12 protein-coding genes are annotated in these 16,336 nt (G+C 61.9%); 2 read left to right on the top strand and 10 right to left on the bottom strand.

What is annotated here, in order from left to right; genetic code table 11:
* Positions 1–104 precede the first annotated feature (104 nt).
* From DMO26_RS04205 to DMO26_RS04195, 3 genes are all read right to left on the bottom strand, one after another.
* Positions 105–1,040: a TAXI family TRAP transporter solute-binding subunit gene (locus tag DMO26_RS04205; RefSeq protein ID WP_117191031.1), complete on the bottom strand. Its 936-nt coding sequence runs from the start codon at positions 1,038–1,040 to the stop codon at positions 105–107.
* A 184-nt stretch (positions 1,041–1,224) separates the two neighbouring features.
* Positions 1,225–1,479 (bottom strand): exodeoxyribonuclease VII small subunit, encoded by a 255-nt coding sequence (locus tag DMO26_RS04200; RefSeq protein WP_117190769.1) that lies wholly within the window; start codon positions 1,477–1,479, stop codon positions 1,225–1,227.
* A gap of 3 nt (positions 1,480–1,482) precedes the next feature.
* Positions 1,483–2,415, bottom strand: a complete 933-nt coding sequence (locus tag DMO26_RS04195; RefSeq protein ID WP_117190768.1) for a histone deacetylase family protein — start codon at positions 2,413–2,415, stop codon at positions 1,483–1,485.
* Between the two features lie 147 nt (positions 2,416–2,562).
* Here DMO26_RS04195 and DMO26_RS04190 point away from each other — a divergent pair, with 147 nt between their 5' ends.
* Positions 2,563–2,961 (top strand): acyl-CoA thioesterase, encoded by a 399-nt coding sequence (locus tag DMO26_RS04190; protein ID WP_162894707.1) that lies wholly within the window; start codon positions 2,563–2,565, stop codon positions 2,959–2,961.
* A 17-nt stretch (positions 2,962–2,978) separates the two neighbouring features.
* On the opposite strand, the gene DMO26_RS04185 is transcribed toward DMO26_RS04190, so the two are convergent.
* From DMO26_RS04185 to DMO26_RS04175, 3 genes are read right to left on the bottom strand one after another with little or no spacing between them, the layout of a single operon-like run.
* Positions 2,979–3,542, bottom strand: coding sequence for a biotin transporter BioY (locus DMO26_RS04185; protein ID WP_117190766.1), 564 nt, complete (start codon positions 3,540–3,542; stop codon positions 2,979–2,981).
* A gap of 13 nt (positions 3,543–3,555) precedes the next feature.
* Entirely contained in the window at positions 3,556–4,179 is a 624-nt protein-coding gene (locus DMO26_RS04180; RefSeq protein WP_117191030.1) for an energy-coupling factor transporter transmembrane component T family protein, read from the bottom strand.
* Positions 4,176–4,856 (bottom strand): energy-coupling factor ABC transporter ATP-binding protein, encoded by a 681-nt coding sequence (locus tag DMO26_RS04175; protein ID WP_117190765.1) that lies wholly within the window; start codon positions 4,854–4,856, stop codon positions 4,176–4,178. The genes DMO26_RS04180 and DMO26_RS04175 overlap by 4 nt, the downstream gene beginning before the upstream one ends.
* 108 nt (positions 4,857–4,964) lie before the next feature.
* On the opposite strand from DMO26_RS04175, the gene DMO26_RS04170 reads away from it, so the two are divergent.
* On the top strand, positions 4,965–6,158 hold the full coding sequence (locus DMO26_RS04170; RefSeq protein WP_117190764.1) for a winged helix-turn-helix domain-containing protein: 1,194 nt from the start codon (positions 4,965–4,967) through the stop codon (positions 6,156–6,158).
* 48 nt (positions 6,159–6,206) lie between these two features.
* Here DMO26_RS04170 and glgB read toward each other — a convergent pair whose 3' ends face one another.
* From glgB to DMO26_RS04145, 4 genes are all read right to left on the bottom strand, one after another.
* Positions 6,207–8,414 (bottom strand): 1,4-alpha-glucan branching protein GlgB, encoded by a 2,208-nt coding sequence (gene glgB, locus DMO26_RS04165; protein WP_117190763.1) that lies wholly within the window; start codon positions 8,412–8,414, stop codon positions 6,207–6,209.
* Positions 8,414–11,713 carry a maltose alpha-D-glucosyltransferase gene (treS, locus tag DMO26_RS04160; RefSeq protein WP_226951196.1) on the bottom strand — a complete coding sequence of 1,100 codons (3,300 nt, stop codon included), beginning with the start codon at positions 11,711–11,713 and terminating at the stop codon, positions 8,414–8,416. Before treS ends, glgB begins: the two co-directional genes overlap by 1 nt.
* Positions 11,714–11,730: 17 nt before the next feature.
* Positions 11,731–14,985: an alpha-1,4-glucan--maltose-1-phosphate maltosyltransferase gene (locus DMO26_RS04155; protein WP_117190761.1), complete on the bottom strand. Its 3,255-nt coding sequence runs from the start codon at positions 14,983–14,985 to the stop codon at positions 11,731–11,733.
* 263 nt (positions 14,986–15,248) lie between these two features.
* The gene (locus DMO26_RS04145) at positions 15,249–16,226 is read right to left on the bottom strand and encodes a Bug family tripartite tricarboxylate transporter substrate binding protein (protein WP_117190759.1); all 978 of its coding nucleotides are present in this window, start codon (positions 16,224–16,226) and stop codon (positions 15,249–15,251) included.
* Between the last annotated feature and the right edge of the window lie 110 nt (positions 16,227–16,336).

Genomic DNA, 16,336 nt, shown 5'->3' with positions numbered 1-16,336 from the left:
CCCCTGGCTCGGTCGAGAGGAGTTAAAACGTTGCGGCACATCTCCTTCTCCCCATTCAGACGGGGAGAAGGTGCCCGGCAGGGCGGATGAGGGAATACGCCCTCTTACTTCATCAATCCGACTTCCCTGTAATAGCGTTCGGCACCGGGATGCAGCGGCACCGGCATGCCATCGAGCGCCTTCTTCACGTCGATCGCCTTGGCGGCCGCATGCGCGGCGGAAAGTTTCGGCAGGTTGGAGAAGAGCAGCTTGGTCATCTGGTAGACGGTTTCGTCGGACACACCCGAATGGGTGATCAGGAAGTTGCCGACGGCGGCTGTTTCCACGTCCGCGGTCTGGCCCTCATAGGTCCCAGCCGGGATCTTCACCGAAATATAGGGCGCGCCGATCTTCTCGACCTCCGCCTTCGGGATCGCCACGACGTTGATCTTCAGCGAGGTGGCAAGGTCGCGGATGGAAGCGACGCCGAGGCCCGCCGATTGCAGCGTCGCATCAAGCTGGCGGTTTTTGATGAGCTCGACCGATTCGGCGAACGGCAGGTATTCGGTCTTGCCGAGATCCTTGTAGGACATGCCGGCTGCAGCGAAGATCGCCCGCGCATTGAGTTCGGTGCCGGAAGCGGGCGCGCCGACCGAAAGGCTCTTGCCTTTGAGGTCGGCGAGCGTCTTGACGCCTGATTCGGCGCTGGCGACGACCTGGATATAGTTGGGATAGATCGCGGCGATGCCGCGCAGCTTGTCGAGCTTCGCCGGGAAGCCGGCTTCCTTGTTGCCCTTCCAGCCTTCCTGGACGGAATCGCCGAGCGAGAACGCGATCTCGCCGCGGCCCGCCTGCAGCAGGTTCAGGTTTTCGACCGAGGCTTTGGTGGCCTGCACTTGCGTGCGGGCATCCTTGATGCCCTGTCCGTAGATGTCGGCAAGCGCGACGCCGAGCGGATAATACACGCCCGACGTTCCCCCCGTCAGCACGTTGATGAATTCCGCGGCTTTGGCGCCGACCGCCGAGAACGCCGTCGAAACTGCAAGTGTGGCCGCAAACATGAGATTGATTTTGCTGGACTTCACGCAAACCGTCATAATCTGCTCCTCCCAAAGCACCCTGTCAGACGGCAGCTATCATGGGGAGGTGGTCCCGGTGCGTCAATCGCTTTATGATGCATTCCCAACCGGGGTTGTACGACTTTGGTTGTACGTCCGTCGGCAGGCCGTTCAGGACTGCAGTTCCTTACTCGCCGTCCAGCGGTTCGACGCCCTGCGGCTTGCCCGCGCGGTCCAGGCGGATTTTTTCGATGCGGTTTTCGGCGGCGGTGAGCAGTTTCTCGCAATGCTTCTTGAGCGCTTCGCCTCGCTCGTAGATGACAATGGATTCGTCGAGCGCCACGTCGCCGCGTTCCAGCCGCGCGACGATGCTTTCGAGTTCGGCGACGGCCTTTTCGAAGGAGTAGCTGGTGACGTCAACGGTTTCGGTGCTCTCGGTCATCGTCTATCCCCTCATCAGTCTCAGAATGTGCATGCCGGCCGATTCGGCCAATCCTTCGAGATCATAGCCGCCCTCGAGCAGGCTGACGACCCGGTTGTTGGCGTACTTCCCGGCCAGTTCCATCAGCCGACCCGTCGCCCAGTCGAAATCGTCGCCGACGAGGTTGATCTGCGCCAGGGGGTCGCGATGGTGTGCGTCGAAGCCAGCCGAGATGATGAGGAAGTCCGGCCGGAAATTTTCAAGCGCCGGCAGGACGCGGCTCTTGAAGGCCTCGCGAAAGTGCTCGCTGCCGGTGTCGGGCGAAAGCGGCGCATTGATGACATTGTTCTTGATGCCGGTTTCGTCCTTGGCGCCGGTGCCGGGGTAAAGCGGCATCTGGTGCGTCGAGCAGAACAGCACGGACGGATCGTCCCAGAAGATGTCCTGCGTGCCGTTGCCGTGATGCACGTCCCAATCGACGATGGCGACGCGTTCGATACCGTGTTTCTGCCGCGAATGGCGGGCGGCGATCGCCGCATTGTTGAACAGGCAGAAGCCCATGAACTTGTTTTTTTCGGCGTGATGGCCGGGCGGCCGGGCCGCCACGAAGGCATTGTCCACCTTGCCCGAAAGCACGTCGTCGACCGCCGCCATCGCACCGCCGACGCCGGTCAGCGCCGCTTGGAAGCTTTTTGGGCCGACATAGGTATCGGCTTCGATCTGACGGACTTCGTCTTCCTCCGGGATGGAACGCATCACCGCGCGCAGGTGCTTTTCCGGATGGACGAGCAGCACCGAATCCTCGTTGGCCTGCGGGGCCTGTTTGCGGTCGAGCGTGGAAAAATTCGGATGCTGCAGTGCGATGTTGAGCGACCGCAGCCGGTCGGCTCTTTCAGGATGCCCTTCCGGCGTGCGATGTTCGAGGAAGATCTCGTGTTCGTAAAGGCGCGTGGTCATGAAGCGGCCTCGTCAGGTGTGAGTCCAGGGCGGACATTCTCCGACATGGCGCAGATGGCCGATTTTTTCAAGCCGTAACCCCTTGCCCTGACGCTTGTTTAGCTTGAAAGAATGGTCTTACATGAGGATGTTCAGCCAGAGGGTGCAGTGGCCAGAGAATCAGTCAGACCGCACGAGTTTCGAGTTCCGTTCCGCGACGTGGATATGCATGGGGAGATGTTCCGTGCCGCCTATGTCACGCGGGCCGAAGAGGCCGTGACGGAATTCTGGGCGCGGCGTAAATCCCGGAAGGACGATCCGTTCTTCACGATCGGCAAGGTGACATGCACATTCCATTCGGCGCTGAAGCTCGGTGACACCGTCCAGACGAGCGTCGGTATCAGCAAGATCGGTGGAAAGTCGGCAGGTTTTCTGGTGCGCATGATGCGCGGCAACGAGGCCGTAGCGGAGGCGGAGATCGTCTGGGCCGCCTGCGACCGGGAAAGTCGCGAGCCGGTCGCACTTCCCGAAGACCTTCGCGACTGGCTGTATCAGTTCCTCGATTGATGAGGGGACCGGAGCTTTCAGACCCGCTGGGGCAGCAGAGGATAACCCACCATGACCGCACGGCCGGCAAGCGCCGCGATCATCGCCTTCAAGACGTCGCCGGGAACGAAGGCGAGGTCGCCGAGGAAGGCGGTCGAAAGGCCGGTGCCGGTGCCGAAGGCGAGCCAGATGATGCCGAGCCCGTGGTCCACCACCACGCCGCCGAGGAGCGCCGCCAGGAAGAAGCCGGTGATCTGCACGATGCCGCTCTGCGAGCGGTCGACGAAGCGCTCGGAAAGATAGCCGGCCACGACAGCCGCGAAGAACCAGCCGACAAGATAGCCTGCGGTCGGAGAAGCGAAAGTGGCAAGGCCGCCGCGGCCGCCCGATAGCACCGGCAGGCCGATCGCGACGAGCACCAGCACCAGGAGCACGGCGAAACCGCCGCGTTTGGCGCCGAGCACGACGCCTGCCAGCATGACCCCGAGGGATTGCGCGGTAATCGGTACCGGAATGAAACCGAGAATGATCGGCGGTACCAGGCCGAGCGCCACGATGATGGCGGCGAAGAGGGCGGCCAGAACGAGATCCCGGGTGGACATGGTGTATAATCCCTTAACGCTGATCTTTATCCCAGTTCTGCCCGCGGATGCCGCGGGCGTCAATGGCCGCGGCGATCTCGTCGGCATTGCGCAGGGTGAGGATGATCAGCGGCACCCCCAAAGTCAGGGCACTCGGTTTCAACCCACGGGCGCGATGGGCATCGCGGATGGCCTGGTACCGGCCGAGCACGTCAGGCACGAAACGAATTACGAGACCGATGGCGAGCCCGATATCGGCAGCTCTGCCGAGGCCGGTTCTTTCCAGCGGACGCGCGGCACTCGATATGGTCGCGATAAAATCGCCCGTGCTGGTCGTTGCCGTTATGGTTGCAGCAAAAAAAGCGAGCGCGGTCAGCCGAAAAAATCCCGTCGCCGCCGCTCCCGGGTCGTTGATGACCAGCATGAAGGCCGACACGATGACGATCGTCAGCAGAATCGCGCGCAATCGCTGCCACGAATTGCGCCAACCGAGCCCGAGCGTGCCATAGAGCGCGGCTGCCGCGATCGCAGCGGGGGCGAGCAGGACAGGCGAATCCGCGACAAAGAGAAGCATGCTCGCCATTGCCAGGGCCGCGAGCTTCACACGGGCTGAGAGCCGGTGCAGGAGCGTATTGCCTTCGACATAAAGCGTCTTCATGGCGAGCATATCTCGCGATAACGTCCGATCGTCTCGGCTGGAGCGCCGTCGGCCGCGAGCCTGCCTTCGTGAAAAAGCAGCACGCGATCGAAACCGGCGATCAGGTCGAGGTCGTGGCTGATGACGATGACGGTCTCGCCGAGCCGCTCGACCGTCCGCTCCACGAGGCTGCGGTTTTTGAGGTCGAGCTGGTTGGTGGGTTCATCCATGATCAGGATATCGGGCTCGGAAACCAGCACCGAGGCGAGCGCCGCGAGTTGCAGTTCGCCGCCTGAAAGCTCGTGCACCCGCCGTTCTGCCAGGTGGCCGATGCCGAAGCGCGCAAGAACCGTCTCGACCTTGGCCGCGATTTCCTGTTTCGGCAGCTTCCGCGATTGCAGGCCGAGCGCGATGTCCTCCTTGAGGATCGGCAGGATGATCTGGTTCTGCGGGTTTTGGAAGATGAAGCCGGCGATGGCGCGAACCCGGTCGCCCTCCTTCGCCGTATCGAACCCGTTGACCGTGACGCGGCCGGAAGCCGGCATTACCAGCCCGTTGATCATCCGTGCAAACGTCGTCTTGCCGGAACCATTGAGGCCGATCACGCCGATACGCCGCTCGAAAAGGCATAGCGTCAGGGGATGAAGGATGGTGCGTCCCTCGAAACGCGCTTCTGCCTGTTCGAAACGGATATCCAAGCCGGTCCCTCGTCTTTGCGGGTTCTATAGACATTAAATGCGGGGAGGGGAATTCAGAACCAAACATGAACATTGAAACCTGCCATCAGGCATCCTAGTCTTCTTTCCATGGCGATTCTCATTCCGAACGATCAGGCCCGAAAGATTTTCCTCGAACGGCAGCGGCTGTCTGAACCGCCAGGCCGCGCACTTACCAAACCGGGGCTCTTGCAGCTCATCGACGACCTGGGTTTCGTGCAGGTGGACAGTATCGCCACCGTCGAACGTGCCCATCACATGATCCTGTTCTCGCGCAACCAGACCTATCGGCGCGAGCACCTGACGGCGCTGCTCGAAAAGGACGGCGAGCTCTTCGAGCACTGGACGCATGACGCCTCGATCATTCCGTCGCGCCTCTTCCGCTACTGGAAGCACCGGTTCCGCCGCCGCGAACCGATCATCGCCGAACGCTGGAAGAAATGGCACGGCGAAGGTTTCGATTCCGCCTTCGAGGATACCTTCCGGCACATCGCCGAGAACGGCGCAATCATGTCCCGCGATATGAAGGTGGAGGACCACAAGTCGGGTGGCTGGTGGAACTGGCATCCGAACAAGACGGCGCTTGAATATTACTGGCATACGGGCAAGCTGGCGATCGCCGGCCGGGTCAATTTCCAGAAGATCTACGACCTGACGGAGCGGGTGATCGCGCAGCATCACCACGAGCCGGAAGTCGACCACGAGGAATTCGTCGACTGGGCCTGCCGCAGTGCGCTGGAGAAACTGGGCTTTGCGACCTCCGGCGAGATCGCCGCCTTTTGGGATATCGTGACGCCGGACGAGGCGAAGGACTGGGTGAAGGCGCATCGCGGCGAACTGGTGGACGTGCTGATCGAGACCGCCGACGGCAGCAAGCCGCGCGCATCGGTCGCCTTTGCCGGCTTTCCGGAAACTCTCGGCGACATCCCGCAACCACCCGCGCGTGTCCGGGTGCTCAGCCCGTTCGATCCGCTCCTGCGCAACCGCGACCGGGCCGAGCGGCTGTTCAATTTCTTCTACCGGATAGAGGTCTTCGTGCCGGAACCGAAGCGGCAATACGGTTATTACGTCTTCCCGCTGCTCGAAGGCGACCGGATGATCGGCCGGATCGACATGAAGGCGGATCGCAGGACGGGTTCGCTCGACGTGAAGAAGCTCTGGCTGGAAAAGGGTGTACGCCCGTCGTCCGGCCGACTCGAAAAGCTGGACGCGGAACTCGTGCGCGTCGGTCGTTTCGCCGGCGTCGACAAGGTGACCTATCAGAGCGGCTGGCGGGAGGTGTAAGCTACGCCCTGCCTGCCGGCGGAGCGATGCCGCTGGTAATAAGCCCGATCATTCCCGCCACCTCAAAAACACCGTCGCGAGTGGCGGCAGGTCCAGCAGGATGGAGTGATCTCTTCCGTGTGAGGGCACGTGTTCCGCCCAGGCGTCGGTCTGGCCGAAATTGGAGCCGCCGTAGCTTGCGGCGTCGGTATTCAGAACGACTTCCCAGCGGCCGCCCGCCGGCACACCCATGCGATAGCCGTGCCGCGGCACCGGTGTCATATTGGAGGCGATGAGGATATGGGAGCGGCGATCTGCTGCACTCCGCAACATGCCGTAGACGGAATTTTCCGCGTCGTCCGCGACCGCCCATTCGAAGCCCTCATGGTGGAGATCGCCATATTGCAGCGCCGGCTCCTGGGCATAAAGCCGGTTGAGGTCGCGGATCAGTCGCTGCACGCCCGCATGGGCCGGGCTGTCGAGCAGGTCCCAGACGACCGAGCCATCATGGTTCCACTCGGTTTCTTGTGCAAGTTCGCCTCCCATGAACAGCAGTTTCTTGCCGGGATGTCCCCACATGAAGCCGTAATAGGCGCGCAGGTTCGCAAGCTTCTGCCAGTGGTCGCCCGGCATCTTGCCGAACAGGGAGCCCTTGCCATGCACCACTTCGTCGTGTGAAAGCGGCAGGATGAAGCGCTCCGAATAGGCGTAGATCATCCCGAAGGTCATGCCGCCGTGGTGGTATTTGCGGTAGACCGGATCGTCGGACATGTAATGCAGCGTGTCGTGCATCCAGCCCATGTTCCACTTGAAATCGAAGCCGAGTCCGCCGTTCTCGACCCTGTTGGTGACGCCCGGCCAGGCGGTCGATTCTTCCGCCGCCGTGAAGGCGTGCGGGCAACGATCGTGGATGATGCTGTTGAGGTGCTTGAAGAATTCCACCGCTTCGAGATTTTCGCGGCCGCCATACCGGTTGGGGATCCATTCGCCTTCGTTGCGGCTGTAATCGCGGTAGAGCATCGAGGCGACTGCATCGACGCGCAGGCCGTCAACGTGGAAATGCTCCAGCCATTCGAGCGCCGAGGCGATCAGAAATCCCTTCACCTCGTTGCGGCCGAGATTGTAGATCAGCGTATTCCAGTCCTTGTGGAAACCCTCGCGCGGGTCTTCGTGCTCGTAGAGCGCCGTGCCGTCGAAGCGGGCGAGCCCCCAGACGTCGGTCGGGAAATGCGCCGGGACCCAGTCGAGGATGACGCCGATGCCGGCCTCATGGCAGCGGTCGACGAAATAGGCGAAATCCTCCGGCGTGCCGTGCCGGCCGGTCGGGGCAAACAGGCCGAGCGGCTGGTAGCCCCAGGAGCCGCCGAACGGATGCTCCATGATCGGCAGCATTTCGATATGGGTGAAACCGAGATTCTGCACATAGGGTATCAGCCGCTGGCTGAGCTCCACCCAGTCGAGCGGCCGGTTGCCTTCTTCGGAAACCCGAAGCCAGGAACCGAGATGCACCTCGTAGATCGACATGGCGCCCTCGCGCGTCCGGTCAGCCCGCTGCCGAGCCATCCAGCCGGCATCGGTCCAGCGGAAGGGTTTCGACGATGCGACGATCGAGGCGGTCGAGGGCGCGGCCTCGCTGGCACGGGCGACCGGATCGGCTTTCTGCGGCAGAAGATTGCCGTTCCCGTCGAGGAGTTCGAACTTATAGCGTTCGCCGTGGGTGAGGCGAGGGATGAAGAGTTCCCACACGCCCGCCTGCTGCCTCAGCCGCATCGGATGCCGGCGCCCGTCCCATGCGTTGAAGTCGCCGACGACCGAGACCCGCTGCGCATTCGGTGCCCAGACGGAGAAGCGGACGCCGGAGACGCCGTCCACCTCCATGGGAATTGCTCCGAGGGTTCGGCCGAGATCATAGTGGGTGCCTTGACCGATCAGATGCAGATCGAGATCGCCCAGCAACGGCGGGAACGAGTAGGGATCTTCCGTTTCCTGCACCGCATCCGGCCATTCGATGCGGAAAAGGTAGGGCGCCGTGCTGCCCGTCACACCTGCGAAAAGGCCGCCCTCATGAATGGTTTCGAGCTCGGCAAGGACCTTGCCGGTATCGGCCTCGACCACCCAGACGGTGATCGCGCCGGGCAGAAGCGCCCGCACCACGGTGAGGTCGCCATATTGATGGCGTCCGAGGATCGAGAAGGGGTCGCCGTGCCGTCCGTCCACCAGGGCCTGCAGGCCTTCCCGGACGGTGCCGATGACAAGGTCTGTGCGCTCGTATCTCATCAGGTTTTCTCCAGAAGTCTCGATGCGATCGCCGAAAAGCCGGCAAGCGGGAGGGGAAGCCAGTGGGGCCGGCTGCGGACCTCGTAGGCGATCTCGTAGGCAGCCTTTTCGAGGAGGAAGAGGTCGAGGACGCGATCGCGCTTTTCGTTGGAAATCGTCAACTGATCGGATGCTTCCGCGGCGTCGAAATAGGCTTGCAGGAAGGCCGATTCCGCTCGTTGGATGAAGCGGGTCACCAGTTCCTTGTGCCGTGCGTCGTCGACTTCGCTGACTACCTCGCGCTCGAGGTCGGCGGAGGCTGCGAGATAGCTCAGCGAACGAAGGAGGCCCGCCACGTCGCGCAGCGGGTTGGTCTTGGCACGCCGCTCGGCAAGATCCTTGGTCGGCTCGCCCTCGAAATCGATGATATAGGCATCGCCTTCCGCGACCAGAACCTGGCCGAGATGGAAGTCTCCGTGGTTACGGGTCATCAGCGTGCCGTCCGCCGCTTCCGCTAGGTCCGATGCGATCCTGAGCAACGCGTCGCGGCGTTCCAGGAGCATGCGCACTTCCTGCTGCAGCGGTCCCTCAAGACCCTTGGCCGTTCGTTCGAGCAACTGCAGGCTTTGACCGATCTGTCGGGTCACCGACTGGCGCCAGCGATCGGCGTCCTCCGTCGTCGCCCAGACCGGTTGAAAGTCGGGATCGTCCGTCGGCTGGGCAAGCGCCACATGCAGGTCGCCAAGCCGCCTGCCGATGGTTGCGACAAAGTCGACCAGCGGCTTGAAATGCTCGTCGGCCATGTCACCGTCGATGCCCGTCACCACGACCTCATCGATCGACCGGCGCAAGTTGCCCAGCATCCAGTTCCAGGCGTCACCCTGGTTGCGGATCGCGCCCTGTACGATGATAAGCGTGTAGCGGCTGCCGTCGGGCGCAATACGGGCCACCTCGCCCAGCAGCTGCGCCGTGTTCTGATAGCCGACATTGGTGAGATAGCGGGTCATTTCCACTTCCGGGTGGATGCCCGGAAAAATGTGCCGGATGAGCTTCACCATCGCCTGGTCGCCGAGGATGAGCGAACTGTTGGACTGTTCGGCCGAGAGCCAGTGCACCTGCATGTCCTCGTTGAGGCTGACGCAGTCGAGCTTTTCGGTACCGAGAAATTCCAGCGTGCCTGCCCGGCCGGAAATCACCGCTCGGTCGCATAGTCCTCTCAGCACCCCGCGCGCGAGGCCCTCCATCGCAAAACCATCCGTCAGGAAGCCGACGCGCCGGCCCTGCCGGATACGGGCTAGCGCCAGTTGCTGGGCGAGCGCGCTCGGCTGCGTATCGTCCCACGCGACAGCGAGCGGCAGGAGATAGGTATCCTTGCGGCCGTTGAGATCGACCTCGAGCTCGCCGAGCAGGAGATTGTTGGCGAAGGTGATGGGCGTTGCCGCGGCAAGTCTGGCGTGGTTCAGGATTTCGCCCTTGGAGCCGAACCAGCGGCGCTTGCCGAGATAGGGCGGCAGCACCTCCTGGGAAAACGTGTTTGCAAGCCGCGGCTCGTCTGTCAGTTCCTGCAGGTCCCGGCGCATGACCATGGTCACCATGTCCTGCATCTGCTCGGGCGGTTCCTTGCGCCAGACCGGCCCATCCGCTTCGGCGGCGAGCTGGAACCAGAAGAAGCCATAGGGCGGCAGAGTCAGGAGATAGGTCAGCTGGCCGATCGGCGGGAAGGGCGACATGCCGGAAAGCTCGATCGGCACCCGGCCGGAAAACTGCGCCAGATCGAGCTCGACTGCCTGGGGCAGGCGCGAGAGATTGGCGACGCAAAGGATCGTCTCGCTGTTATATTCGCGCAGATAGGCAAGGATCTTCCGATTGCCGGGCGCCAGGAATTTCAGCGAGCCGCGCCCGAAGGCGGCATGTTTGTTGCGCAGTGCCAGCATCCGCCGCGTCCAGTTGAGCAGCGAATGGGCATCTGCCCCTTGTGCCTCGACATTCACGGCCTCGTATCCGTAAAGCGGGTCCATGACCGTCGGCAGCACCAGGCGAGCCGGGTCGGCCTTGGAAAAGCCGCCGTTCCTGTCCGGCGACCATTGCATCGGGGTGCGCACCCCGTCGCGATCGCCGAGGTAAATATTGTCGCCCATGCCGATCTCGTCGCCGTAATAGATAACCGGGGTGCCCGGCATGGACAGCAGCAGGCCGTTCATCAATTCCACACGGCGCCGGTCGCGTTCCATCAGCGGCGAAAGCCGTCGGCGGATGCCGAGATTGATGCGGGCGCGGCGATCCGCGGCATAGATGTTCCAGAGGTAGTCGCGCTCTTCGTCGGTCACCATTTCGAGCGTCAGCTCGTCATGGTTCCTGAGGAAGATCGCCCATTGGCAGTTTTCGGGAATTTCCGGTGTCTGCCGCATAATGTCGGTGATCGGGAAACGGTCTTCCTTGGCGATCGCCATGTACATGCGCGGCATTAGCGGGAAGTGGAACGCCATGTTGCATTCGTCGCCGTCGCCGAAATATTCGCGCGTGTCTTCCGGCCACTGATTGGCTTCGGCAAGCAGCATCTTGCCGGGATGGGTGCTGTCGAGCGCGGCACGGATCTTCTTGAGGATCTCGTGCGTCTCCGGCAGGTTCTCGTTGATCGTGCCTTCCCGCTCAATCAGATAGGGAATGGCGTCCAGTCGGAACCCGTCGATGCCGGTTTCCAGCCAAAAGCGCATGACGCCCAGCAGTTCCTCCAGCACCAGTGGATTGTCAAAATTCAGATCCGGCTGATGGGAATAGAACCGGTGCCAGTAGTAGGCGCCGGCGATGGGGTCCCAGGTCCAGTTGGATTTTTCCGTATCGAGGAAGATGATCCGGGTCTCGGGGAATTTCTGGTCGGTGTCCGACCAGACATAGAAATCCCGCTCCGGCGATCCGGGTGGTGCATGGCGGGCGCGCTGGAACCACGGATGCTGGTCGGACGTGTGGTTGATGACGAGCTCTATGACGACTCTCAGGCCCCGCTGATGGGCGGCGTCGACAAACGCCTTAAACTCCTCAATCGTTCCGTAGTCGGGGCTGACATTGGTGTAGTCGGCGATGTCATAACCGTCGTCCCGGCGCGGCGAGGGGAAGAAGGGAAGGAGCCAGATCGTGTTGGCGCCGAGAGAGGCGATGTGATCGAGCTTTTCTTGCAGGCCCTGGAAATCGCCGATGCCGTCGCCATTGGCGTCATAGAAGGACTTGATATGCAGCTGATAGATGACCGCGTCCTTGTACCACAGCAAATCGTCGCTGAAGGGCTGGCTATGGTTCTGCACTTGGCTGCGGCCGCTCGTCATGTCCATTTTTTCCTCCCTTATCGCACGCGCCAGATCGAAAACGGCAGGCCGTGATGCGGATCGAGCCGAATGCGCTGGACTTTGCCTGTCAGCGTGAAACGGTTGCCGCTGACCAGATCTTCGAGATCAAGTGCGGCATGGTCCGGGAGGTTCCATGACCACAGCGGAATTTCGACATCCGCTTCATGGGCATTGTAGGGATCGAGGTTGACGGCGATTAGCAGCGCATTTTCCCGGCCGGCGCTCGTCTTCTCGAAGAACATAATATTGTCGTTCCAGGCGACGAGAAGCTGCAGGCCGAGATGCGAGTGCAGCGCCGGGTTCTCGCGGCGGATACGGTTGAGAAGAGCGATCTCGCCCTTGATGTTGCCGGGACGGTCGTAGTCCCAGGCGCGGATCTCGTATTTTTCGGAATCGGCATATTCCTTGCGCTTGGCATCCGGCCGGCCTTCGCAGAGTTCAAAGCCGTTATAGACACCCCAGAGGCCGGAAAGCGTCGCTGCGAGCGCGGCGCGGATCAGGTAGGCCGGCCGCGGCGCGTTCTGGAGAAAATCGGGATTGATGTCGTGCGTGTTGACGAAGAAATGCGGCCGGAAAAATTCCTTCGGCTCCTCCGTGGTGATCTCGCGCATGTATTGCTCGAGTTCCCATTTGGCATTGCGCCAGGTGAAATAGGTATAGGATTGCGAAAAGCCCACCTTGGCGAGCCGGTACATGACCTTGGGCTTGGTGAAGGCTTCCGACAGGAACACCACCTCCGGATGCCGCGAACGGATATCGGCGATCAGCCATTCCCAGAACGGGAAGGGCTTGGTGTGCGGGTTGTCGACCCGGAAAAGCTTCACGCCGTTGTCGACCCATTTCTGCACGACGTCGCGCAGTTCCGTCCAGAGCGAGGGGATCGCGTTGCTGGCGTAGAAATCGACATTGACGATGTCTTCGTATTTCTTCGGCGGGTTTTCCGCATAACGTATCGTGCCGTCCGGCCGCCAGTCGAACCAGCCGGGATGCTGTTTGAGCCAGGGATGGTCCGGCGATGCCTGGATGGCGAGATCGAGGGCGATCTCCAGCCCTTCGTCCTTGGCCGCCTCGATTAGCCGGCGGAAATCCTCGAACGAGCCGAGCTGCGGATGGATGGCATCATGGCCGCCGGCCTCCGAACCGATCGCATAGGGGCTGCCGGGATCCTCCGGCGCCGCATTCAGCGTGTTGTTCCGGCCCTTGCGGTTGGTCTTGCCGATCGGGTGGATCGGCGGGAAATAAAGCACGTCGAAGCCCATCTCCCGGATCGCCGGCAGCCGGCGGATCACGTCGTCGAACGTGCCGTGGCGGTGTGGATCGCCGCTCTGCGAGCGCGGAAATATCTGGTACCAGCTGGCGAAGGCCGCTGCGGTGCGCTCCGCATCCACCGGAATCACCTGCGATTGGACCTTGTGCGGCCGGCGGTCGGCCTCGGCCATCAGCTCCGCCGTTTCTATGGCGAGCAGCGTTTCGACCCTCTGCTGGTCCTGCTGGGCCGTCAGCCTGTCGAACAGCACCTTGAGCTGCGTCTTGAGATGGCCTTCCGCATAATCCAGCGCATCGAGCACGAGGTTGATCCCCTCCTGGATTTCGAGGCGAAGGTCCAGCCGTGCCTCGTGTTTTTTGGTGAACTCGTAGCGGAAGATTGCAAACGGGTTGCGCCAGCCTTCGACCATGAATTCGTGCCGCCCCATGCGCTTCAATGGGAATTCCGCCTGCCAGCGGTCGTTCTGGACGAGCTGCATGGGTACTTCGTTCCACTTGCTTTCGTCCGCGGCGCGCCACAGAAGGGCTGCCGAAAGCGGATCATGTCCGTCGCCGAAGATATCGGCCTCGACTTTCACGGTTTCACCGATGACGCGTTTGACGACAAACCGTCCCTCATCCACCGCGGGCGTGATCTTCTCGATCGCCAGACGAGGCGACGCCGCAGCCTTTTCAACAGTCGGGACAGGGACGGCATCGACGATCGGCAAGGAGGAACGGCCCTCGAAGACACGCAGTTCCCCGGGCTTCAGCTTGAGTTCGGGCGCGAACGTCTCGCCCTCCTCGCCTGGAGACTTCAGCGGCAGGAAGGGGGAGGCGGCTTCCCGCAACAGGTTATAGGGGGCGTTGACCACGCGCCTGAGGTCGCGATTGAGCACCACGATGCGGATTTTCTCCGAGGCACGCGAATCTTCCCTATCGGTCTGTAAAAGCGCGACCGCCGGCGTCTGGCTGGTGGAGACGAGCCTCAAAGGCTGGCGAGCAAAACCGGCGGCGGTCTTGTTGGTGCCGGCGGTCACCTGGCGGATGTCGCTCGACAGGTCGAACGAACCCTGGTCCCGCAGGCCGCGCAGGCCAAGACCATCGCCATGCAACGGATCGAGAGGAACGGCTGCCCCATATTCGAAACCCATGGGAATCATGAGACCGCTCGCGAAGGTCGAGGCGAGCTTCAGCGCCCGGATCGCCTTGCGTTGCAGGACTTGGGTGCCGTCCGTGCCATGCGCCATGCGCTTGCCGAACGGCGCTTCGGGAAAGGTGATTTGATAGCCGAGTTCCCGCTGGATCTGGTATTCGTCCATGATCCAGCGCTCTTCCAGGTTCCACCAGGCAAAGGAGGAGAAGCTGCCGTCGAAGCCGGCGCCCTGCAAACCCTTGCGGTCCTCGAACGCGCTGCCCGGCGTCCAAGCGAGGAAGGTCGTCTCCGGCGCGGATTTGCGGGTCGAGACGATCAGGTTGTACCAGGCTTCCGGGGCGATCCTGCCGATGCCGAGGCAGCGGAAGCCGGCGATCCCGAGTTCGGTCAGACGGCTCAGGCGGTTGCGCCAATCCTCGACATGCCGGGCCTCGCTCAGGAAGTCGATCCTGCGGCTCTCGCTTTCCTGCGGCGCCCGGCGCGGGTCGGCGACCACCTGCGGGGCATGTTCCGCATCGAGCGCCACGCGATCGACGACGAGGTCGAGCATCAGCTTGATCTTGTTGTCGCCGGCGGCCTGAATGAGCGCCCTGAAGCCGTCCTCGACGGAGTCTCCAAGCCCCAGCTCCGGATCCAGCCGGTCAAAATTCTTCGTAACGAAGACGCTGGCATTCCGCCCCCGCTCGAAGAGCGGTGCGGTCAGCACCGTATCTAAGCCGAGATCGCGGGCATGGGCGAAAACCTCGCGCCACGCCTCCGATCCCTTGAGCATCAACGGATGCACGTAATAAATCTGGGGCGGCAGTTGCGAAAGCGAGATCCGAGAGGCGAATTGGGGGCGCGTGTTCATCGGTTTTGCCTTGCCGTAGATTTAAGGGCAGAGAATTGCCGGTCTAACTGCGAGGCGGTGGGGCTTGTTCCGATGAAATTGCTGCGATTTGCTGGTTTTCCGGTTCCCTGGAGAAAATTCCGTCACTGAAGCCTTTGAAGAGCAATGGCAATCCGGGGTTGCTGCCGGAGGCATATTTGCAGCGTCTGATCGGCGGGAAATCGGCAAACGAAAAGGCCGGAGCGAACTCCGGCCCTTCCGCACGCATTCTTCTTCCGGGGAGCTTATTGTTTCTCGATCTTGCCGATCTTCGCCCACTCTTCCCAACGCTTCACGTCCATCGTTGCGTAGTCGAGCGTGGCCTGCGGGCTGTCGAGGATCATAGGTTCGCCGCCGTTCGTGCCGACGAACTTGCGGGCTTCGTCGCTGGTGGTGACCTCAGTCATCACCTTGTGCATCTTTTCGAGGATCGGCTTCGGCGTGCCCTTGGGCGCAGCGAGCACCCACCAGATGCGCACGTCGACATTCGGAACACCTTCTTCCGCAAAGGTCGGGATATCCGGCACGGAGGAGATGCGCTTGGCAGTCGAGACCGCCAGAATCCGTAGCGTTCCGTCGCGCGAACGGGCAAGCCCGAAGACCGGGTCGCCGACCATGTAGTCGATCGAGCCGCTGGCGAAGTCGTTCAGCGAGTCGGCGCTGGTTTTGTAGCGAACCTGCAGTGTGTTCAGGCCACCCGCATTCGCTTTGTACATTTCCGCAAGAATGGTGGCCGGGAAATTCGGGGTGGCATAGGATGCCTTGTCGCCCTTTTCCTTCATGGCCGCGGTCAGTTCCGAAATATGCTTGTAGGGTGACTTGGCGCTCACCAGCATCATGAAGGCTTGGCTGAAGACCGGCGCGATATAGTCAAAATCCTTGAGCGGATCGTAGGGCGGTTCTTTGAATACATGCGGAGCAGCCGTGAACTGGTCCGCCGAGCCGATCAGCATCGTATAGCCGTCCGGCTTGGCGTTCTTCAGCGCCACGACCGAAAGACTGCCGAGGCCGCCCGGCTTGTTCTCGACGATCACGGTCTGCTTCAGTTTTTCCTCGAGCTTCTTTGCAAAGAAACGCGCATAGACATCGGCACCGCTGCCGGCCGGGAAACCGGCGATCAGGGTGATCTGTCTGGTGGGATAGTCGTCGGCCGCGGCGGCTCCGCCGGGCGACATCATTGCGGAAAATACGAGCGCCATAGCGCCTGCGAAAAACTTCTTCACTGCACTCTCCTCCTAGAGTCAGCACCGCTCACCGAAAATGAAGCGGTTGGCAACGATGCGAACAGTCTCCTCCCATTCGCTTCGTGATATAAGGAAGCCATATAACTTGC

Origin of the sequence: Rhizobium terrae (assembly GCF_003425685.1) — a bacterium.
In the GTDB taxonomy this organism is placed as follows: domain Bacteria; phylum Pseudomonadota; class Alphaproteobacteria; order Rhizobiales; family Rhizobiaceae; genus Neorhizobium; species Neorhizobium terrae.
This window is presented reverse-complemented; position numbering and strand designations above follow the sequence as displayed.